This is a genomic window from Bacillus pumilus, from assembly GCF_024498355.1.
In the GTDB taxonomy this organism is placed as follows: domain Bacteria; phylum Bacillota; class Bacilli; order Bacillales; family Bacillaceae; genus Bacillus; species Bacillus pumilus_P.
The window spans coordinates 192,584-213,293 of the sequence record NZ_CP101833.1 but is presented as its reverse complement, the minus strand read 5'-3'; the positions used below and the strand labels follow the sequence as shown (position 1 = coordinate 213,293).

Annotated in this window: 24 protein-coding genes; 2 read left to right on the top strand and 22 right to left on the bottom strand. The window is 40.9% G+C overall.

Features of this window, described 5'->3' with window-relative positions; translation table 11 throughout:
- Nucleotides 1–109 precede the first annotated feature (109 nt).
- Nucleotides 110–1,444, top strand: coding sequence for a glycerol-3-phosphate transporter (gene glpT / locus NPA43_RS01210; protein ID WP_099726211.1), 1,335 nt, complete (start codon nucleotides 110–112; stop codon nucleotides 1,442–1,444).
- Between the two features lie 92 nt (nucleotides 1,445–1,536).
- Entirely contained in the window at nucleotides 1,537–2,418 is an 882-nt protein-coding gene (locus tag NPA43_RS01205; protein ID WP_256499236.1) for a glycerophosphodiester phosphodiesterase, read from the top strand.
- Nucleotides 2,419–2,461: 43 nt separating this feature from the next.
- Here NPA43_RS01205 and NPA43_RS01200 read toward each other — a convergent pair whose 3' ends face one another.
- From NPA43_RS01200 to NPA43_RS01095, 22 genes are all read right to left on the bottom strand, one after another.
- On the bottom strand, nucleotides 2,462–3,850 hold the full coding sequence (locus NPA43_RS01200; RefSeq protein WP_256499235.1) for an amino acid permease: 1,389 nt from the start codon (nucleotides 3,848–3,850) through the stop codon (nucleotides 2,462–2,464).
- A 218-nt stretch (nucleotides 3,851–4,068) separates the two neighbouring features.
- Nucleotides 4,069–4,827: a DUF4097 family beta strand repeat-containing protein gene (locus tag NPA43_RS01195; protein WP_256499234.1), complete on the bottom strand. Its 759-nt coding sequence runs from the start codon at nucleotides 4,825–4,827 to the stop codon at nucleotides 4,069–4,071.
- A gap of 27 nt (nucleotides 4,828–4,854) precedes the next feature.
- A complete protein-coding gene (locus tag NPA43_RS01190) occupies nucleotides 4,855–5,538 on the bottom strand; it encodes a bacitracin ABC transporter permease (protein ID WP_256499233.1) in 684 nt (227 codons plus the stop codon).
- A 51-nt stretch (nucleotides 5,539–5,589) separates the two neighbouring features.
- Nucleotides 5,590–6,222, bottom strand: coding sequence for a TetR/AcrR family transcriptional regulator (locus tag NPA43_RS01185; protein ID WP_230031266.1), 633 nt, complete (start codon nucleotides 6,220–6,222; stop codon nucleotides 5,590–5,592).
- Nucleotides 6,223–6,349: 127 nt separating this feature from the next.
- Nucleotides 6,350–7,240, bottom strand: coding sequence for a helix-turn-helix domain-containing protein (locus NPA43_RS01180; protein WP_256499232.1), 891 nt, complete (start codon nucleotides 7,238–7,240; stop codon nucleotides 6,350–6,352).
- A gap of 99 nt (nucleotides 7,241–7,339) precedes the next feature.
- Nucleotides 7,340–7,945: an ABC-2 transporter permease gene (locus tag NPA43_RS01175; RefSeq protein ID WP_099726216.1), complete on the bottom strand. Its 606-nt coding sequence runs from the start codon at nucleotides 7,943–7,945 to the stop codon at nucleotides 7,340–7,342.
- On the bottom strand, nucleotides 7,929–8,804 hold the full coding sequence (locus NPA43_RS01170) for an ABC transporter ATP-binding protein (RefSeq protein WP_099726217.1): 876 nt from the start codon (nucleotides 8,802–8,804) through the stop codon (nucleotides 7,929–7,931). Before NPA43_RS01170 ends, NPA43_RS01175 begins: the two co-directional genes overlap by 17 nt.
- Nucleotides 8,805–8,809: 5 nt before the next feature.
- Complete coding sequence (locus NPA43_RS01165; protein WP_099726218.1) at nucleotides 8,810–9,181, bottom strand: GntR family transcriptional regulator; 372 nt, start codon at nucleotides 9,179–9,181, stop codon at nucleotides 8,810–8,812.
- 171 nt (nucleotides 9,182–9,352) lie between these two features.
- Nucleotides 9,353–10,480: a DUF418 domain-containing protein gene (locus tag NPA43_RS01160; RefSeq protein ID WP_099726219.1), complete on the bottom strand. Its 1,128-nt coding sequence runs from the start codon at nucleotides 10,478–10,480 to the stop codon at nucleotides 9,353–9,355.
- Between the two features lie 346 nt (nucleotides 10,481–10,826).
- Complete coding sequence (locus tag NPA43_RS01155) at nucleotides 10,827–11,024, bottom strand: hypothetical protein (protein ID WP_099726220.1); 198 nt, start codon at nucleotides 11,022–11,024, stop codon at nucleotides 10,827–10,829.
- 23 nt (nucleotides 11,025–11,047) lie between these two features.
- Nucleotides 11,048–11,467 (bottom strand): TlpA family protein disulfide reductase, encoded by a 420-nt coding sequence (locus NPA43_RS01150; protein WP_099726221.1) that lies wholly within the window; start codon nucleotides 11,465–11,467, stop codon nucleotides 11,048–11,050.
- Nucleotides 11,467–11,982, bottom strand: a complete 516-nt coding sequence (locus NPA43_RS01145) for a HEAT repeat domain-containing protein (RefSeq protein ID WP_099726222.1) — start codon at nucleotides 11,980–11,982, stop codon at nucleotides 11,467–11,469. The genes NPA43_RS01150 and NPA43_RS01145 overlap by 1 nt, the downstream gene beginning before the upstream one ends.
- A gap of 18 nt (nucleotides 11,983–12,000) precedes the next feature.
- A complete protein-coding gene (gene skfF, locus NPA43_RS01140) occupies nucleotides 12,001–13,422 on the bottom strand; it encodes a sporulation killing factor system integral membrane protein (protein ID WP_256499231.1) in 1,422 nt (473 codons plus the stop codon).
- Nucleotides 13,415–14,137 carry an ABC transporter ATP-binding protein gene (locus NPA43_RS01135; protein ID WP_099726224.1) on the bottom strand — a complete coding sequence of 241 codons (723 nt, stop codon included), beginning with the start codon at nucleotides 14,135–14,137 and terminating at the stop codon, nucleotides 13,415–13,417. Before NPA43_RS01135 ends, skfF begins: the two co-directional genes overlap by 8 nt.
- A gap of 17 nt (nucleotides 14,138–14,154) precedes the next feature.
- Nucleotides 14,155–15,645: a CPBP family intramembrane glutamic endopeptidase gene (locus NPA43_RS01130; protein ID WP_099726225.1), complete on the bottom strand. Its 1,491-nt coding sequence runs from the start codon at nucleotides 15,643–15,645 to the stop codon at nucleotides 14,155–14,157.
- Complete coding sequence (skfB, locus tag NPA43_RS01125) at nucleotides 15,638–16,873, bottom strand: sporulation killing factor system radical SAM maturase (RefSeq protein ID WP_256499230.1); 1,236 nt, start codon at nucleotides 16,871–16,873, stop codon at nucleotides 15,638–15,640. Before skfB ends, NPA43_RS01130 begins: the two co-directional genes overlap by 8 nt.
- Before the next feature lie 64 nt (nucleotides 16,874–16,937).
- Nucleotides 16,938–17,105, bottom strand: a complete 168-nt coding sequence (gene skfA / locus NPA43_RS01120) for a sporulation killing factor (RefSeq protein WP_017366484.1) — start codon at nucleotides 17,103–17,105, stop codon at nucleotides 16,938–16,940.
- Nucleotides 17,106–17,385: 280 nt separating this feature from the next.
- On the bottom strand, nucleotides 17,386–17,796 hold the full coding sequence (locus NPA43_RS01115; protein WP_249704803.1) for a RidA family protein: 411 nt from the start codon (nucleotides 17,794–17,796) through the stop codon (nucleotides 17,386–17,388).
- Nucleotides 17,797–17,997: 201 nt separating this feature from the next.
- On the bottom strand, nucleotides 17,998–18,762 hold the full coding sequence (locus NPA43_RS01110) for an ABC transporter permease (RefSeq protein ID WP_099726229.1): 765 nt from the start codon (nucleotides 18,760–18,762) through the stop codon (nucleotides 17,998–18,000).
- Nucleotides 18,759–19,676, bottom strand: coding sequence for an ABC transporter ATP-binding protein (locus NPA43_RS01105; RefSeq protein ID WP_099726230.1), 918 nt, complete (start codon nucleotides 19,674–19,676; stop codon nucleotides 18,759–18,761). The genes NPA43_RS01110 and NPA43_RS01105 overlap by 4 nt, the downstream gene beginning before the upstream one ends.
- A 14-nt stretch (nucleotides 19,677–19,690) precedes the next feature.
- Nucleotides 19,691–19,882 carry a PLD nuclease N-terminal domain-containing protein gene (locus NPA43_RS01100; RefSeq protein WP_099726231.1) on the bottom strand — a complete coding sequence of 64 codons (192 nt, stop codon included), beginning with the start codon at nucleotides 19,880–19,882 and terminating at the stop codon, nucleotides 19,691–19,693.
- Nucleotides 19,883–20,148: 266 nt separating this feature from the next.
- Nucleotides 20,149–20,499, bottom strand: a complete 351-nt coding sequence (locus NPA43_RS01095; protein ID WP_256499229.1) for a DUF2200 domain-containing protein — start codon at nucleotides 20,497–20,499, stop codon at nucleotides 20,149–20,151.
- Between the last annotated feature and the right edge of the window lie 211 nt (nucleotides 20,500–20,710).

The window sequence follows — 20,710 nt, the reverse complement described above, 5'->3', positions numbered from 1 at the left end:
AGTACAAAAGAAAGCGTTATCAATTCTTTTGTCTCTGAAAAGGTACAAGATCACGAACAGATCTCAGACTTTTTCTTCAGTCATGGACATCTACAAGAGGAGGATTTTTATGTTGAAATGGTTTAAACCCGCTCCGCATATCGACAGGCTCGATGATGCCAAAACAGACGAGACCTATAAACGGCTGCGGCTGCAAGTCTTTTTAGGGATCTTTATCGGGTATGCGGGCTACTATTTGCTGCGCAAAAATTTCGCCTTTGCCATCCCTTATTTACAGGAAGAAGGGTTCACGAAAAGTGAATTAGGCTTTGTGCTAGCGGCTGTCTCCATCGCTTATGGCTTTAGTAAATTCATCATGGGCATGATCTCGGACCGCTGTAACCCACGATACTTTTTAGCCACCGGACTCTTTCTATCAGCCCTTATTAATATCCTATTTGTCTCGTTTCCATGGGTGACATCAAGTGTATGGATCATGTTTTTATTCATGTTTTTAAACGGCTGGTTCCAAGGAATGGGGTGGCCTCCATGCGGACGTACGATGGCGCATTGGTTTTCGGTTAGTGAACGTGGAACGAAAATGTCCATTTGGAACGTCGCTCACAATATCGGCGGGGGTATCCTTGCACCACTCATCACGTTGGGTATTGTGTTGTTTGCGACTTGGAAAAGTATCTTTTTCTTCCCTGCCATCATTGCCATTATCGTCTCCTTCGTGATCATTCTTCTCGTACGGGATACCCCGCAATCCGCTGGTCTTCCGCCAATCGAGGAATATCGAAATGACTATCCGGCACAACAATATGAAGATCAAGAAAAAGAATTAACAGTGAAAGAGATTTTATTTAAATATGTACTCAACAATAAATTCCTTTGGTATATTGCCATTGCCAACGTCTTTGTGTACTTCGTCCGCTACGGTGTCGTTGACTGGGCGCCTACTTACTTAACGGAAGCAAAGGGGTTCTCACCAGAGCATTCACGCTGGTCTTATTTTCTTTATGAATATGCGGGCATTCCCGGTACATTATTGTGCGGGTGGATCAGTGACCGCTTCTTTAGAAGCCGGCGCGCACCAGCAGGCGTCCTCTTTATGGTTGGTGTTTTAATTGCCGTTGTCGTGTACTGGTTAAATCCTGCTGGCAATCCAATGGTCGATAACATTGCCCTGATCAGCATCGGGTTTTTGATTTACGGACCTGTCATGCTTATTGGACTTCAAGCCATTGATCTCGCCCCTAAAAAAGCCGCTGGCACTGCTGCCGGGCTCACAGGCTTCTTCGGCTATATTGGCGGCTCTGCCTTTGCCAATGCCATGATGGGCGTAGTCGTGGATCACTATGACTGGACAGGAGGCTTTATTTTACTGGTTGGTTCTTGTGTGCTTGCGATTGTCTTCCTGGCGATGACATGGAATACAGGAAAGCGTGTAGAGCAAGCTTAATGAAAATCACATAAAAGATTCATATCCGCCCAACATGCCCTTTACATCTATTTCTTATGATGAAGGCAGTTACCGTAAAAGGAGGATAAAATATGAAGAAAAGTAGATTACTTGCTTTCGTGTTACTCTCTTTTGCTTTACTGTCTTTTGCGTGGGTGCCGACCACCGTATCGGCACATGAAAATCTTTTATCTCCAGATCGTATCCTAACCGTAGCACATCGCGGAGCATCAGGGTATGCACCAGAGCATACCCTGGCTTCCTACAAGCTCGCCACAAAAATGAATGCAGATTACCTCGAACTCGACCTCCAAATGACAAAGGATGGACATCTCATCGTCATGCACGATGAAACCGTTGACCGGACGACAAACGGAACAGGCTGGGTCAAAGACCTCACACTTGCCGAAATCAAACAGCTCGATGCCGGCGCATGGTTTAACGACGCCAACCCCGACAAACAAAATGCCCACTATATTGGACAGCAAGTCCTCACATTAGATGAGGTGTTGCGCTATTTCGGCAAACGAGAGAATTATTATATTGAAACAAAAAAACCAGACCTTTATCCGCAAATGGAAGAGAAATTATTGGCCGCCTTAAAAAAACATCATCTTCTCGGAAAACATACTAGAAAAGGGCAGGTCATCATCCAATCCTTCAGTCAAGACAGCCTGCTAAAACTACAGAAACTAGCTCCGCATCTTCCAAAAGTCCAGCTATTAGACAGAGCCCAAATGACGTCCATCACAGACGATCAGCTCGGCTTCATCAAAACTTACGCAGTAGGTGTCGGACCAAATTTTAGAGCATTAACTCTTGAGAACGTGCAGCAGGTCAGAATCCAAGGGCTCCTCCTTCACCCATATACAGTAAACAGCGAAGCAGACATGACCCGTCTTCTGCAATATGGCATCACCGGCCTTTTCACCAACTTTCCAGATGTCTTTCAGCGTGTAAAAGCCTCGCTGTAAACAACAAAAGCCTTGCGGTTCATTCATTCCGCAAGGCTTTCTATTATTTCACTGTTTGATCAGCTGATCCCGCTTGGATTGGTTTTCTTTTTCCAATTCCAAATGCATAAAAGCTAAGCGTCACTACAATCAAGAACACAATTCCCACAATGAGAGAAATGCGTGTATCCTGATTAAAGAACATAAACACAAGAACCATCAGTAAGAAACCGATTGTTAGATAGTTAGAAAGTGGCGCAAGCGGCATCTTGAATGGGTGCTGATCAAGCGCTGCACCCTTTGCCCTTCTGAAGCCGATGTGACTAATTAAAATCACAAACCAAGGCACCATACCAGGAAGAACACTCGCACTATACACATACACGAAAATATTTGGCGGAGAAACATAATTCAGGACAACTCCTACCGCTAGACCGATCAGCACAGCAAATGTCCCAAAATACGGCACACCATTCTTTGAAATTTTTGTAAAGAAAGCTGGTGCCTGTCCATTCACACCTAATGTATAAAGCATACGTCCCGCACTGAAAATACCACTGTTACAGCCAGACATAGCTGCTGTAATGACAACAAAGTTAATAATACCTGCTGCCGCTGTAATTCCAATTTTCGCAAACGTCGCCACAAATGGACTGCCAAGAGTATTCAGCTGATCCCAAGGGTACACGGTCACAATGACAAAAATCGCACCGATATAGAAAATCAAAATACGCCAGATGATGCTTTTGATTGCATTTGTCAGCGTCTTTTGCGGATTTCGCGCCTCACCTGCTGTAATCCCAATCAGTTCTACCCCTTGATAGGCAGCAATAACAAGAGACAACGCAAACAAGAATCCACTAAATCCACCTGTAAAGAACCCGCCATGCGCCCAAAGGTTAGACAAACCAATCGCTGTTCCGCCATTTCCAAATCCAAAGAAAATAATACCTAGACCCGCAATAATCATCAAGATAATCGTCACAATCTTGATCATCGCAAACCAAAATTCAAACTCACCGAACGATTTCACCGAAATTAAGTTCGCCGCGCCTAAAATGATCATCGCAATTAATCCTGGAATCCACGCCGGCAGCTCCGGGAACCAATATTTCATATAAGCGCCTACGGCAATAATTTCAGACATCCCGACAATGACCCACTGGAACCAGTTACTCCAAGCCGTCATATACCCCGCAAGCGGATGAATATATTGATGTCCAAATGTAGCAAACGATCCTGTACTCGGTTCAAGATATAACATTTCTCCCATCGCACGCATAATAAAAAAGATAAAGATGCCACACACTGCGTACGCCAGCAGAACCGATGGACCTGTCCATTGAATGGCCTTGGCTGACCCCATAAATAAGCCAACGCCAATCGTGCCGCCGAGTGCAATCATTTGAATATGGCGGGCACTTAACCCTCTCTTTAATTCCTTTTGAGCCACTTTTCTTCCCCCTCATCAACAAACAACATAAAAAACAAAAATCAGAATTTTCATTCTGATTGAGAAACATCAATCTTTCGATGTATATTATCATAATAAATCTACCCTTAAAAAACAATTGTTTTTTTGAGGAAAACACTTTTAACAAAATATTCTGACATAAAAAGATGTTCAAATTATTTTATATTGATATACTGAATCGAAGACTGAAGATCGCTTCAAAGTAAATCACTTAACAGAAACTGCCCACCTCTTATGTCGATCTCGAAGGTCCTCTTTCCATTTTTATAAACCATTTTCTCCTTCTCATCAAAACAAGTAAAGTCATTTTGAAAAGCACCTGATCTTTTCTTCACATAACAAATAAATCCATCATTTTCCGGAATGGCCACTTTGACAGATGCTCCAGTTGAAGTAGATTTGAGTGAATGCAGCATAGTCGTAGAATGAATCTGTATCCTTCTACCTGTTGCCTTCAGATCAATATCTGCAAAAGCACCTAACATCTCCACTTTTGACGATGTGGCTCGCAATCTCAATATGTGTGTGATGAGCCGATGACTAGAAATAAGCCCACCAACTGTCTGTAAATGGAGGTGCTTGATTTCACCCGTTAACATCGACTTTCCAGAAATCAATTCGCAATGGACATCCTCCATCTTCAGCCCATCTAGGTGAAGATTTGCTCCTTTACAATGAATAGACATGGACTGTATTTGTTTTTTGGGGAGATAAATCTCCAAATCCGTTTTATGAAGGTGGAGTCCTAAGCTAAACGTTCTTTTTCTTCTATCTTGAATCATCAGCCTTCCTTCCCGTACCTGATGATGTAGTAAATACCGATGAGGAAAAGCGTGATTCGTGGTTTGATGAATCAATAGATAAGGATGATCATGGTGGTGAATATGAACCTCTCCTAGCAGCCAGTCTAATGATAGTTCAAATACCGCTTCCTCAATTCGAACTATATGCTCCACATGTCTCCCTCCTTTTCCCATCATGAATTACCTCGTTTGCCGCCGGCCAATGCTGCTCCACAATTCCAAGATCACAATGAAGACAGCTGCGATCATTACTCCTGACAGGACAAGATTCAATTGATCATTTCCATAGATGGCTATCGATACGTTTCCCAAAACAGCACATAGAACAATCGCCGTCAGGATGGTGATAAAAATAGATTTCATCATCAACCCCACTCTCATCGCAATCATGCCAATCCCATTGACACAACAAGTAAACACAAGAAACGTTTTGATAAAATCAAAAAGAACATCAGCCGTCAGCGTATCATGAACAATCGGGAAGAACATTTCAGTAACACTAAACATAACAAAAGAGGGAGTGATACTACACATCATCGCAATCGTTGAAAAGCACATCATCCAGATCATTTTAGAAAGGAGTAATGTGGTCAAATTCGCTGACTTGGATTGATGTTCCTTATATGCAGTCATCACAACTCGCCAATACATCATAGCCGTTATGATAGAAAAAAAGATCATACATACTGTACTAGTTAACAAATAAATATTCGTATATTGCTGAAAACCCGGTTCTTGTTCAACTTGTGCAACAAACGCAACAAAATAGATCAATACTAGCAGCACAATACTTGCTATAAAACTAGCTTGAATGTAATGTTTCATATGACTTTTTCTTATCCCAAGTTTCATGAAGTGAAGCATAAAGCACCCTCCTATTACATGAATTTTTCTGTTTGTCTCTTTTCTGACCCTTTATGTTCCAGGCTGATCATACCCTCCAATTCCAGCATAATGCGCTGTCACCTTTTGTATAAATAGATCACTCACCACATCCACTCCAAGCCCTTTCATCATCTGTTGTAAAAAATGCAAACGCTGAACAGTGTCTTCTTGATCACGAACAAACAGCGTTGGATTCAGCCATATATTCACAAGAAGCATAAACACTTCTGCCACTTCACCAGGAAAAGCAGTCGTCATTGAACCATCTTCAATCCCTTCAAGAATTAGCCTTTTGATTTTAAGCGCATCCTGATTTACTCCTGCCTTCATCCCTTCAACCACAAATTGTGGGTTTTTGATCTGGTCAACCAAGATCCCATCAATCGAATGAGACTGTGGATCTGCGACAAGCTGCTCTAAAATACGTTGCAGCTTCTCTTTCCCATGAGCTGCCTCCGTATGCGCAATCAGCTCCTCAAGCTTCTGCGTCGCATAACGAAACTGCCGATCCATCACGGCGCGTAATATTTCTTCCTTCGATTTAAAATGATGATAAATAGCACCCTTAGACATATTTAATTCATAGATAATATCCTGCAAGCTCGTCTTTTCGAATCCTTTTTCCTGAAACAACTTCGTCGACACGTCCAAAATCTGCTGGATCGTCTTTTCTGGATATTTATTTCTGGCCAAATGAAACGCCTCCTTTTAAATACCGACCGTTGGTATGTATATTATATGCTTCATTATAAACTGTCAATACAGGTTTGTATAGAACAAAAAAGACCGCTCACACGGTCTTCTCCAGCTCAAATTGTAAATTCACAGGAACATCTGGCAGTGACGATGTCTCCACCATATTGGTCGTAGGTGTTCTCTCATCCACTTCCTCAAATCGAAAACCGTCAGTCCATACAGTTCCATGACCACTGAGCAGCACCCCAAAATGAATGGATTCACTCTGAGAAGGGATATCTAATACAATCGAATATTGATTCCATTCCGTAGAGCCTGTCACAGGTCGATTCTGCATATTATCAAACTGCATCATATCGCCCTTTCCATCATCCACCCGCATCCAAATTCCTGCAGAAGAAACATCTTCTGTTTTTAAGAAAGCAGAGAGCTTAAACCGTTTCCCCACATAGTCTTTCGCCTGAAACCCTTGCATCATCGTCGCAAACTGTCCATCTTGGACGCCCTCTTTAGATGATAAGACACCTGATTGCTTCCCAGTATGGAACACTGCTGTATCAACACCCATCTCATACATATGCGGATGTGAACCACTGAGCCCCCAGCCAGGCACTGCTTCATGTAATGTCATCGAACCTTCCTCCTTTTTCATTTGCATATCTCTCATCAATGTCCTGTACATTCCGGGAGGTAAAGAATAGAGATGCTTAAAAGCACGCGTAAAGGCTTCCTGCGATTGGAATTGCATCGTAAAAGCAATATCCAGAATCCCCTGATCCGTATACAAGAGAAGCTGCGCAGCTGTGGCTAACCTTCGTTTCCGCACATATTCTCCCATCGACAATCCTGTTTCTTTTTTAAAAATACGGAGCAAATGAAAATGTGAATATCCCACTTTCTCAGGCACCTGCCTCAGCGACAGCTCATCCATCAAATGCGACTCTAAATAGGAAATCACCTCTTGCGTGACTTGACTGTACACCATCTCCCTCACCTCTTCTTGATCATAAAACAAAACGACAAGCACGTTTTGATCAAAATTGCGATCATGATCAACATTGAATCGATTCCGCTGAAATTCTTCTTAGAACACTTTCCTTTGATAGATGGCAGTAGAAAGTCCCCAAGACATCAAATAGATCAACATAATCAGCACAACTGATCCGGTATATAGAATTGGAATTGATAAATTCATCACAAAATCAGTGATCACACTGAAATGCTCTACTAAAAAGGCCACAATCGGCGGTCCTATACGGGATAAAATGATAAACACAATGATCACTGCCATTGTGATATAGCCAGGCTTCAGGATATAAAACAAAGGAAATGTAAACGCTACAAACAATAAAAACAGCCCACTGCCAAGTGCAATATCCGTCATCGTAAACAGCTTGCCAAAGCTAAATAATGCAGCACTTGTCAGCCCGATCGCGATAATCATATAAAAAATGGCGCCAAGATAACGTGATGCGATAATTTCTTTACGTGTATAGGGCAAGGAATTTAATAAGATATTCGTTTCTGCCTTCTCATCGTACGCATATGTGTTAAAAGGAATGAAGAAACTAGCGACTAGAAACGTCAATGCCGGATGCGCATCCATCATAATAAAAAATAGGATAAATGGCAGGAAAATCATCAGCTGCTTTTTCTGTAAAATCACATCACGTTTAATTAAATGAAACATGCTGCACCCCGCCTTTCAAGTAAAACATAATATCCTCCAGTGATGCCCGTTCCATGACAACAGCGTCCCCAAAAATATGATTCACTTCATCGATTCGATCTGTTAATGCTTCAAATCCTGCTGCTGTACGCTGAATATGGACAAAGGCCCTTTCTGTGTCTCGATCCAATAAATCCAGGCTTCCTTTCACCAGTGCATAATTCTCTGCTACATCATGAATCGACTGCTGAAAGACCAATTGCCCATTTTGAATAAACGCAATATAATCCGCTATCCGGTCTAAATCAGTCGTCATATGTGTTGAGAAAAATATCGTCCGATTCCCATCAATCATTAACTCTTGTAACGTGCTGAGCAGCTCTCTTCTAAATACCGGGTCTAAACCAGCAGTTGGTTCATCCATGATAATCAGTTCTGCATGATGCGACAGCGCAATCGCCAGTGAAGCCTTCATCTGCATCCCTTTTGAGAATGTTTTAATCGCTTTATGAAGCGGCAGGCCAAACTGTTCAATATATTGATAAAAAAGCCTGTCATCCCAGCGTTTATAAGCAGGTGCCACAATTCGTTTGATGTCCTTTAAGTTCAGCCCTGGAAAAAACACATTGGCATCGTAAACAAACCCGATCCGTTCCTTTATCTCTTTTTCATGCGTGTGATAATCTAGCCCAAAAATCTTCACCTCACCCGCATCCGGTTTTAACAAGTTCATGATGATTTTGATGGTGGTCGACTTACCGGCACCATTTTCCCCAATAAACCCTGTGACAAAGCCTTTCTTCACTTGCAAATCAAGACCCTGAATGGCAAAGTCCTTGAAACGTTTCGAAACCCCTTTGAATTCAATCACATGTTCCACCTATCTCACTCCTCATATAAGAACTTTAATAATTGCTGCAATTCATCAAAAGATAAGCCTAATTCTTTGCCGTTTGATACAACCGCTCCAAGCTGCTCCTCAATCACCTTCAATTTTTTCTCTCTCATGACTTCGACATTTTGCTCCGCAACAAATGACCCCTTGCCTACAATTGAATAAATAAATCCTGCTTTCTCTAACTCTTCATACGCTCGCTTTGTGGTGATGACGCTAATTTGTAAATCCTTCGCCAGCTTTCGAATAGACGGCAGAGCTGCACCTTCAGCAAGCTCACCCGTTAAAATCATTGATTTAATTTGATTCGTAATTTGCTCATAGATTGGCTCCTTAGAGTGGTTGGAAATCGTAATTTGCATATAAAAACCTCTTTTTTCATTGTATCTTGTAGCGGTGTTGAATCGCGAATATTGTATATATACTATATATACATTATATACACATTGAAAGAATATTCAACTATTTTTTAATGGAATTCAACTAAAAAGCCGCACAGCCCTTCAGCTATGCGGTCTTTACAATAAAACGATTTATCTCCAATACACCCATCTTCCCATGAGCCATTCCACAGGACCTCTTCTCCACTTTTTCAAATACAGATAGCTGATGAACAGCTGTGCTGTATAAAGCCCGACAGCGAGCAGCAGTCCAAACAATGAGCCTATCTGTCCAAATAAACCAAGTCCATACGAATAAAAAATCGTTGTACAAATAATCGATTGCGCTAAATAGTTAGATAGAGACAAACGGCCAAGTCCTGCAAGCAGACGCTTTAGGCCTTGGGCTGCCTTTGAATAGTAAAAAACAATAAACGCTTGAATATAACCGAGCGTCAGTACATAAGCACCTAACGTCATCACCATTTCACTCCAAGGGGCATCAATGAACGTCACACATTTTAGCGCGATCCCGATCAAAATCATCCATGCCCAGCCTTTACGGTAAGCCATCCCTCGATCTTCTTCAGTCAGATGCCCTCTTTTCCCAATTGCCATGCCAAGCAGTGCAAACGGACCAACCATTATCGTACCGAAAAGAAAGCCGAGTATCGGCATCAGCGTAATAGTCACGATCGCCATAATAATGGTGACAATCATCATATCGTCTTCAATCGTAATCCGGCTCAACAAAATATCGCCATATGCACCCTTTGCATACACATCATTTAATAAATCATCATTTCCATACACAAAATTCATCATGTAAGGTACGACCACTAATGACAAGGCACCTAATATTCCCGCCCATATAAGTGTTGTTTTCACCCGGCTGCCCATAAACATCATCAAGAAAAACGTACAAGCTCCATAATAAAGAAGAATATCACCATTCCAAATAAATATGTAATGAAGCATACCAAGCACAATCAGACCAAAGCCCCGTCGAATCACGATGGCATTCGTATTCAGCCCCTTCGACTGCGTTGATTCAATCAGCTTGACAAAAGAATATCCAAACAAAAATGAAAAAATCGGATAAAACGACCCCTGGAACAAAATCTCCGTCACATATACCCCAAACTCCTGTCCCCACAGGCTCGAATCAAACATTTTCTCAAAATCATAATCATATTGAAAATTAAGCATATTCACGATCAAAATACCTAATAAACTAAAACCACGTAAACTATCAATTAACTCAACCCTAGAACCCTTCAACACGACAGCTCCTTCAAAAAAAAATAAAAATAAAGCATATTTATCCTACCACACTTTTTAAAAATTGGTTCATATCCCCATGTGAAAAGATACGTTTTAAGGTAAATTTAATAAAAAAACCTAGAATATACATTCTAGGTACAGATTGTTGACAAAGGGCTAAAATGATCTTTATTTTAGCCCTTTGTCTTCTTTTCAGCGTGATAGAAAACCTTTGCAGTCTAGGAAGGACGAGTACCGGAGCGGAGCGAATTTGAGATTCGTGAGCACCGGCACGCAGGACTGACACAGAATGCGAGGGTTTGTCTACACGCTGAGCCTAGAATATACATTCTAGGTAACATACTCATGAATGATGACCTTTTTCCTCTTTCCACAGCACACGCTTCACATAAAACAAAATCCCCAATCCGAACAAAATCAACGCCAGCTCCCAGTCTGCTGAAATCGGCAACCATTTCAGCATCATGAGAATCAGCAAGACAGCTCCCACACCTGCGAAAAAAACCGCATTTCTTTTTAATTCTTTGTTTGATTGAAACAAAACGCACTCCACCATAACCGTAATTAAGATTGTTTTTCTAGCTTTTTCAATATTTTCTCCCAGCCGGCATCTCCCATTTTCCGATCTATTAATTGCCCATCTTTATCTATGAGGCAAAAGCTTGGTAATCCTTGAATCTTATATTTTGTGACAATATCATAATCTTGATCCAATATGATGGGAGCTGTCAGATTCTTTTCCTCTGCATATTTCGAAACAACACCTATCGATTTTTCTTCTTCCGTATATGGAACATGGACACAGGTTAAATGGATACCCAGCTGATCCACACGATGTAGAATGTGATCGGTTAATTCTTCACAATGAGGACAATTGACTGACCAAAAATAAAGAAGTAGATGTTGCCCTTCAGATAAACACTTCTGACCTGAAGGATGAATCCAAGGAAGATGCTCAGGCCATTTGAGTATTTGCGTTTCCACTATTCATCCCCCTTTTCTTTTAATTGAAAAGCGATAATTTTTCCTAATGCTTCCTCTGCAGCAAAAGGGGCCACATTCCCTGATGGATGTTCTTGTTCCTGTTTTAGGCACTCGTACATGTTTTTTTCGATTTTTGATGGGTCAATCCAAGAGATACACCAAGATGCCCAAAAACAAGTAGGTCCCTCATAACGTTTGGCCAATGGCAGAAGAAATGGCAAACTAGGCTGCCCAATTCTCATGAGTGAGATGGCAGCCGCCATTCTTGTCTCCTCTTCTTCACTTTCCAATAGCTTGGCAAGAGACTCAGCTGCGTCCCCTGCATCTGCTCCAAATTCACCAAGAACCGCTGCTGCAATATTCCGCAAAGAACCCTCTTCTTTTAAGGCTTCAACAAGCACTGGCACTGCCTCTTTTCCGGATTTTCTCAATTCCCCCATTGCTTGAACGATCGTTACTTCATTCGTATTGACCAAATGTTGAACCGATTGGGATAGCTTATCTTCTGGTTTCATGACAATCAACTCCTCTTTTTAATGAGACCCACGGCATCGATAACAAATCACATAAAATACAAATCCAGCAAATAAACATGTAATCGTTGTAAACCAGCCATCAGTGAACATATGAATACCAATGATGACCACAGCACTTATGACAGATACGAGGAGCAATGATCGATAATAGATGCCCAAAGAAAGACTCGCTTCTCGTCTTAGCGGCTGCGTAAAGGCAAAGAGCCGTATGGCCAAAAACCATATATAAACCCCTCCCCCATATAGGGCCCAATACAATACATCTTGAATCTCAAACAAGACAAGAGAAATAAAGTAGACCGCATACAACCAAAAGGTTTGAAACACTTCTAATAGAAGAATTTTTTGATATAAAGCGCCTGGTAAAAGATACAGCACTCCCGTTTGCGCGTGTCTTACAATCCCAGCGTAATATGAACTGAGTAGGACGGATGCACCAATGACCATAAAGAATAGATCCAACCAATCTGAAAAATAAGAAATGACGACATAGTAAGTACCTATTAATAGCATGGTAGATAACAGATGGAAGGTCACATACTTTTTCATCAACAATAATTCTAGCCAAAGAAAAGCCCAGATGCCCGTTAATACTGGAAGTCCCCACCACGTCTTGCCTTTCTTTGGACTCATTGGATTTGAATGAATTTGTTTCCCCTCAAATTCCTCCCAAAATGCTGCCTCCTTGACTAACGTCTCCTTCATCTCTAAACGATGACTGGCCCTGTACATCATCATTAACGACAGAATCATTACACCAAGAAAAATCAATAAAGAAAGGAATGAGAATTCTTCGATCATACGTCCAACTTGAAACATAAAAGAATCAGCGATTTTCATCAATGAGGACTGTTTCAACATCAATTGATTCAAAACGAGCAATGCAAAGCAGCAAAACAGCAATACAAAACCGAGTAAGAGCATCCGCTTGTATACTCGAATCGTTCTAGCACAAGACACCGCAATCATCCATGTTTCGGTCATACATAACAGCCCTGTCAGGATGAGTGATTTCCCGAGTAGAAAAGGGTACTGCTGCGTCATACAAAATAGAAGAATATCTGCAGCCACAGCAGAAACAATGAGGAGAGCCCCTCGCCAAAAAATGTGATACACCCATACACTCATCACAACCGTCCATAAGGCCGCACCATTTCCATATAACCAAATGATATCGTTCATCTGACTAGGCAGCCGATTCGAAAACAAGCCAAAGCCCGTATAAAGAACAAATAAACAGACAATGATCCATCCAGCTGCACTAGCATTCCAATCCCCCATACTTGAGACTGCGCTCAGCTGAAAACCAATTGCAGCAATGAAAAGCAGCAAGATCAGAAAGGGCATTTTCTTTTCTTGATTTTTACTGACCAAGCGCCTTTGGGATTTCATCCATAAAAGGGAGAGTGTGTTATTCACTAGACCACTCCCCCAGAAGTTGAATGACCTCTGCCCTCCACTTGATCTGTTCTTCCTTCAATTGAGGAACATCAATACTTTTCATGATGTCACCGTCTCGAATCAATATCACCCTGCTAGCCGTATCGAGAACAAACTCCAGACTATGAGTGGACACAAGAACCGAACCACCTTGGCGGCTTTTTTGTATCAGCCAATCCGACAGCCATTGTTTTGAAGGGATATCTAACCCTACAGTCGGTTCATCTAAAATAAAAAGGGAGGCATCTTGCACAATGGCCCCTGCTAGGACGACACGCTGTTTTTGGCCTCTTGAAAGCCTTCCGCACAGTTCGTTCATCTTCATTTCCATATGTACTTCTTTCAACGCTTCAAATACCTTTTCTTTGATTTGTTTTAAGCCTTTATGATAACCCCTTGCACGGAATTGAACATGTTCAGCAACCGTTAATTCTGGATACAAATATGGCTGATCAGGGATAAGAGCTACTTGCTTTTGGACATGGGAATGACCAGGAGGAAAACCCTCTATGAGAATCTTCCCTTGATCTGGTTGATATAGACCCGTTAAACATCGAATGGTTGTCGTTTTCCCCGCACCATTAGGGCCAAGCAGCGCCACAACCTCTCCTGCTTCGATGGAAAATGACAGATCCTCTATCCCATCACCATTGCTATATCGTTTGCTTACATTCTGAACCTCCATGAATGGCATCAAATCTCTCCTTTATATTAGAGTGATGTATGCTGAGGCTTTTTGGTATGTAGATATCTTTGAAGTTTAAATTGCCATAAGGGCATACAAACGAGCACCAAATTGTGTATAAAATGTGCCGCCAGTACACAAATAAATCCATAATTCACAAAAAGAAAACCAAGGAAACATCCAAAAACAAAAAGATGCGCCCATCGAATCCATCTTGGATCATACCCTGTGACCTGATGCATAATTGCCCATAATAAAGATGATATTAAAATGGACAATATCGTACTCCCACTTAACCAAAATATTAGAGAAATCATTAAGAGTCGGTATATTACTTCTTCCCCAATAGAACTTTGCAGACTCATATTAAGCCCTTGTCTTAAGGTGAATCCAGATAAAAACATACTTCTATTTGATAATTCTGGAGAAATATGCAATCGATTCATTCTCTCTAACAGGTAAAAGACAAGTGATGTGATACCTAGACTAATTAATCCAGCGCTAAGACCGATAAAAATCTGCACAATGATTTGATCTAAAAATTTCAGTTCTAATTCATTCGCAAGAGCACCTCCTGCCAATGAACATATAAATACTACAAATCCTGTCAATAATCCTGCAAACAAAGTGGATAGTATGCCAAGTAATTGAACAGTATGAACACTCATCCTAGCATCGTAAGCATTCACAATCGTTAACTGTATATCTTCCTTAATTGTGAGAGATTGCACTAGTACAATAATTAAACCCAGTATAAGACTTAGTGTGATTTGAGTTTGAACATTCATTAAGACTAAAACTAAAATAGCTATGACCATCGCAGCGGCTGATCCTAACATTCCTGAGATGCCAAAAGTAGACTCAACTTGTTCATCTCTTATTACTTTGTTCATCTGATCTGTTAGAATCTCTGTATCTGTACCGATATAAGTGATCACACCAGATTGCATTTCAACTGTTACCTTAAGCCGAATATCTTCCTTTTCAGCAAGATACCAATACGTTTTAATTTCCCGAAAATCCTCTTCTTTTGAACCAGAACCAGTTGGTTTTGTCTTAGCCCATAATCCCTTTGAAGAACAAGTTAATTGATTTTTTAACCCTTCTAGTGATATTTGACCATCTTTTTTAGATAATGAAGTTTGCCTTACATCTGCATAAAAAAATGTCACTTCACGTTTTGCGTTTACTCCTATCACGAATGATTGATTTTGGTGAACAAAGCGAACGCGCCAAGACTCAACCAATCCCATTTCGTGAAGTATATGTCGATTTTTTTTCAGTAAACCTAAATGATGTAGCTTATTCACTGTTTCATGATCATACCAATAGACTGAATATACATCCCAAGCCTCTACATCTATTCCCACAAATTCTCTAATAAAGTCTATACTGACTTTTCTTGCCTCATTTTTATCTAAAAGATTTGATTCTATAGTTGATACTCTATACTTTGTAAACAGGAATAGCCCTATCACTCCAAGACCTGTCCACAAAATAAAAGTCGTACTATTCATGAGTGATTCCTGCTCTCATTTCATTTTCAAAAGGTAGGTCTGGCTCGGATAGCTCAACTTTCCCTATACATTTACAGTTTTTCGCTTCACATTTCAATTCCAATAGACGTGTTGGTGAGCCAATATCAGAAAAGGAATCCGTTAGAATATGACCTAAAGAAATATCCTCTAATTGACAGGGTGTCACATAACCGTCTGCCCTTATATACCAAGCCAAATAACCAGGTGTACAAAAATCAGTTGTAAAAGAACTCTCTTCATGCTCCCAATCGATTATATTCAAATGGTGTCCCCATTTATGACGCGCCTGCTGTAACTGGCTTTGAACACGCTGTTCAAACGAAGTTTCTAGCACTTTAAAATTCTTTGTAGCACGCCCAACGGATAATGTCTTACCAGCACGAAAAATAGAGGCATTTGCTTTTGCGCAATGATCAACAACCTCTGCTACCTGATCAGCGTTCATTTCATTGATAGTCATTGCAACAATTACAGGAACATTCACTTCTGCTAATTGCTTAATGGTTTCCATACTCTCTTGAAAAGCACCTTTTCTTCCCCTTAAGGAATCATGAGTGTCACTCTTGCCATCAATGCTAATTTGTACAGATACATTGCCCAAATGACTAAGAAGTTCTACTTCTTCCTGTCTCCAGTTTAAGCCATTGCTAAACACGTTTACATTCGTAAATAATGAACTGGCAGCCATTACAATCTCTTTAAAACCTCTGATTAACTTGGCTTCGCCCCCCGTTAAAGTGACATCAGCTACGCCTTGTGCGGCTAACTTTTGCATCACATTAATCCACTGGGTACATGTTAACTCTTCAGGATAGGGCTTACCGGAACTGGCATAGCAAAAGGAACACCCTAAGTTACAAGCATTTGTTAATTGGAGAGTACAGCTAATGGGCAAATAGGACTGTAAAGATCCAGAAAATTGAATAGGTTGATCCAATAACCCTTGTGTCCAAGCTTCAGTAAAAGGATGGGCACTCAATTCTTCACGCAGCTGATCAGCTGTTAGCTCTTCCTTTTTAACGATTTCCCAGATACGAGCAGTTTTTCTCAAGTTTTTATTCTTAGATAATAAAAATGCAAGCTGAGCTCCTCTTCCACTCAATCTAAAATAATACATTGATTTTCTATCTATCATGACGGCCCCATGAGGCTGTAAATGGATCGCTAGTTCAGGTAAATCGTATTCTGCTAGTTGATTATTTGACATAAATAGACACCCCTTTTGTAGAATAAGGAGCTAGCAATATATGCTTAACTCCTTATGTTATTCATTAAATAGCTCGCATTGCAGGATGTGGCAGTGCACAAACACGTGTCATTGCAATACTCTTTGAGGCCCAGCACCCCATACATCCAGCTGCCTTTACAATTGAAGTACCGCCTGGACGCTTAAGGCTTTTTTTACTCACAGATTCCCATTCTTTTTGGTTTCTTGTCATAAGTAAAACCTCCTCTCAAATTTTGCATAGTGTCAATAGACCCACTTACTATGCACCCTGATATTACCATATGGAAAATGTCGAAGTAAGGGGAATTGTGTAAAATATTCTAAAAATATACTTAAAAGGGTTTTATAGTATTACATTAGAAAGTAATCAAAATAAAAAAGATTGGATATGACAATCCAATCTTTTAGTCCCATAGCGCTCTTCTTATTATTTAATTTGTGACTGATCCAAGCAAAAACTTTTTTCATCATCTACTTCATCAAGACAAGCATTAGAACAACTCATCAACTGAAACCTTATCCTGACACGCCCAAGCATCCACCTCTACCTTAAAAGCAGGAGATGCCAAAGCAACCACATAAATCATCGTCATACAAGGCAAATGGTCACCTAAGAACTGACCAATGATTCGCTTTCGACTTTCAGCTTCAAATTCCCCCACCAGATAAAACACAAGCTTCGTGATATCTTCCACTTTCATATCTCCTGCTTCTACGTTTCGTTTCACATTCTCTAGCGCTAGCTCGAGCTGCTCCAAAGGACTCGCCGGGATTGTCCCATCTACTTCCATCCCTACTTGACCTGATATGGTTAACCACCGCTGTGGTCCTGTTGTCTCTATTTGATGGGTATACGGTGCAACTGGCGTGTGAATCGACTCAGGATTACGTGATGTTTTCATTGATGAAAACCCCTTTTCTGAAAATACAATCAATTTTTATCCATCATACCAAACTTTCTATCGTATTCAGATTTTTATGCTCTTGATGAAAGCCGATTTTCCGTGCACAGCTCCATTTAAAATGAAAATTATCCTTCGCAAAATGATACGGAACAGACTAAAAAGACCCTTTAGATCCGCAAATCAAAAGGGTACATCATGCTATAATTCTTGTTTTCTAAAAAGAAACCATCCAATGAGAAAAAAGAGAACAATCAACATCGATACACCTAAAAAACTGGTAAGAGCATGATCTGAATAGGTCCCTCGGTGGATCATTTCCTCTGCCGCACTTGTCATGCCTTTAGGTGCATACTTCCCCAACGTGTTCTCATAAAACGGAGGAACTGTAAAAAGAATAAGGTTGATCAAAAGAGAAACGCCGCCAGCAGTCACCGATCGCTGAAAGAAAGCCGAGGCACAAATGGTTGACACCACAATCAGCAGTAAGTTGGGGTAATACAGAAGTGTTCCTTTTAACACATTGACCCAGTCCACATGCCCAAATTGAATGTCCACATAATAAACAGAGGCCAGCACCGCCACCACCAAACTAAACAAGGTCAGACAGGCATAGGCGCATATTTTTGAAACATAATAACTCGTTCGACTGACCGGTTTCACCATAATCATCGAAGCGACCCCAGAGGCACGCTCTCCCGCGATCGTCCCCATCACGATCATAATCAAGATAAAAACGCCGAGCGAATCGAATTTGCTCAATGCACTTGCTAACGCCTCTCCAGCGCTAGGCTCTGGTATATAAAATGTAGACCCTTCAGGTAAATTAGCTGATTTCGATAAAAGATCAGGCAGCATTTTGAGCGTAATAGGCTGCGTGATCATTAAAATCGTAAAAATGATTGGAACAAATAAGATTTTATAACTAGTGAATAACTCCCTAAATTCCTTTTTGAACATCATCATGAATTCACAACCTTCAAGAAAATATCTTCAAGCGTCAGCTTAGATAATCGATAATTGAGTAGAACACCGCCAGCTTCAGTGATGAGAGCAGGCAGCTCCTTCAATGCCGTTCGTTGATCTTTGACTCGCACCTGATAAGCCTCCCCTGTATCAATGCATTCTTCCACCCAATCCCGCTCTTTTAACAAAGCCACTAGCTCCGCATTCTGTTTTTCTAATTGAAATTCGATCACGGGCTGAATGTAGTCTTCTTTGATCTGTTTCATGGAAGAGGACATCTCAATTTCTCCACTGTTGATCATGATAATATGATCTGCCACTCGTTCAATGTCATCTAAAATATGGGTCGACATAAAGATCAACATCTCATGCTTTAGACGCTCAATCAAGGTCAGGACATCTTTTCTTCCCATTGGGTCAAGTGCGGACACAGGTTCATCTAGGATGAGAACCTTCGGGCTGTTGATGAGTGCTTGCGCAATGGCAAGCCTTTGCTTCATGCCTCCACTATAGCTGCCAATCGCACGATCCTTCGCCTCATCAATGCGGCAAAGCTTCAACAGCTCCTCCGTTTTGGAGCGAATGACTTTTTTCTCTAATTGAAATAACCCGCCAACCCAATGCATCCACTCCTGCCCCGTCATATCCTGATAAAATGCAGGCTGCTGCGGACAATACCCAATCACATGACTGATTTCATTCATGTCCTTTGTCACATCCAAACCCGCAACCTTCACGACGCCAGACGTAGGGCGAGCAAGCCCCGTCAAAATCCGAATCGTCGTTGTCTTCCCCGCTCCATTGGCTCCTAAAAAGCCGACACATCCAACCCCTCCAACAGAAAACGAAACATTTTTTAAAATTTCATGCCGACCATATGATTTCGTCAGCCCATGACACTCCAGCATATTCAAGAAAATTCCCCCTTTTAAGATTGTTTACGGCCAAAAATGAAATACGCAATAGGACCGACACTCGCCACAAACACAATCACCAACGCCCAAACCCACTTCACTTCTCCTCTGATCCTTGATGGATCTCTTTTGAGCAAATCAAACAAACCAATCACCATTAAAATGGCTTGCAGCAAAATGAGAGGTAATATCATTTTCATATCCATCCACGCCACTCCCTTTTCAAACACCAATTTGTTTTGATATCACTTCTTTTGACGACATGAAGAGTGACTTCGTTCAAATGGATTTTATTTTTATTGGTCGAATGATCTATAAGAGGGTGTAAATGATATAAAAAAGCCCAGTGAAGGTGCGTTCACTGGGCTTTCTATTCATTTTAAAATTCTAAACATGGTTAGTTATGCATGCTCTTTCCTAAAAAGCTCTGAGTTTCTTTGAACGGCTTCAAGTCTAATCGTTATTTATGTGCTTATGCTCGTAAAATTTTTTCCATCGCGTTCCCTTTCGCTAACTCATCAATCATCTTATCCATATAACGAATGTTCTGCATAGTATCTTCTACAATGTCCTCCACTCGAACACCACAGATGATTCCTTTAATCAAGCTGCGAGAAGGATGAAGATCAGGGGCCTCAGCGAAAAAGGTTTCAAAGTCTGTCTGTTTAGCCAATTGTATCTGTAACTCTTCTTGACTGTACCCTGTCAACCAACAAATGATTTTATCGACTTCAGCTTTCGTTCGTCCCTTTCTCTCCGCCTTTGCTATATAGAGAGGATAGACTTTTGCAAAACTCATTGTGTAAATTTTGGGTTTGGTCATGTGTTATTCTCTCTTTCTTCATTAATTATTTATACTGCTTTGCCTCCGCAAGGTGTTACTCTCAACTCTCTCATTCATATCATGCCTATTCCTTTTATTTTCAAACCAATTTGGAATTCTATCTTTATTGAACATAGCACATTATCATCCATCGATGATATAAACCTTTGTTATTTTGCTTTTTATTTCCTTCATCTTTTTTTGAAATCCC

Bases quoted from the DNA above. Each gene is read 5' to 3' on its own strand.
- glpT (WP_099726211.1), top strand. From the start codon at position 110: ATGTTGAAATGGTTTAAACCCGCTCCGCATATCGACAGGCTCGATGAT.
- NPA43_RS01205 (WP_256499236.1), top strand. From the start codon at position 1,537: ATGAAGAAAAGTAGATTACTTGCTTTCGTGTTACTCTCTTTTGCTTTA.
- NPA43_RS01190 (WP_256499233.1), bottom strand. From the start codon at position 5,538: ATGCTTCACTTCATGAAACTTGGGATAAGAAAAAGTCATATGAAACAT.
- NPA43_RS01180 (WP_256499232.1), bottom strand. From the start codon at position 7,240: ATGGTGTACAGTCAAGTCACGCAAGAGGTGATTTCCTATTTAGAGTCG.
- NPA43_RS01175 (WP_099726216.1), bottom strand. From the start codon at position 7,945: ATGTTTCATTTAATTAAACGTGATGTGATTTTACAGAAAAAGCAGCTG.
- NPA43_RS01165 (WP_099726218.1), bottom strand. From the start codon at position 9,181: ATGCAAATTACGATTTCCAACCACTCTAAGGAGCCAATCTATGAGCAA.
- NPA43_RS01145 (WP_099726222.1), bottom strand. From the start codon at position 11,982: ATGAAACCAGAAGATAAGCTATCCCAATCGGTTCAACATTTGGTCAAT.
- NPA43_RS01135 (WP_099726224.1), bottom strand. From the start codon at position 14,137: ATGCCATTCATGGAGGTTCAGAATGTAAGCAAACGATATAGCAATGGT.
- NPA43_RS01130 (WP_099726225.1), bottom strand. From the start codon at position 15,645: ATGAATAGTACGACTTTTATTTTGTGGACAGGTCTTGGAGTGATAGGG.
- skfB (WP_256499230.1), bottom strand. From the start codon at position 16,873: ATGTCAAATAATCAACTAGCAGAATACGATTTACCTGAACTAGCGATC.
- skfA (WP_017366484.1), bottom strand. From the start codon at position 17,105: ATGACAAGAAACCAAAAAGAATGGGAATCTGTGAGTAAAAAAAGCCTT.
- NPA43_RS01115 (WP_249704803.1), bottom strand. From the start codon at position 17,796: ATGAAAACATCACGTAATCCTGAGTCGATTCACACGCCAGTTGCACCG.
- NPA43_RS01110 (WP_099726229.1), bottom strand. From the start codon at position 18,762: ATGATGATGTTCAAAAAGGAATTTAGGGAGTTATTCACTAGTTATAAA.
- NPA43_RS01100 (WP_099726231.1), bottom strand. From the start codon at position 19,882: ATGGATATGAAAATGATATTACCTCTCATTTTGCTGCAAGCCATTTTA.
- NPA43_RS01095 (WP_256499229.1), bottom strand. From the start codon at position 20,499: ATGACCAAACCCAAAATTTACACAATGAGTTTTGCAAAAGTCTATCCT.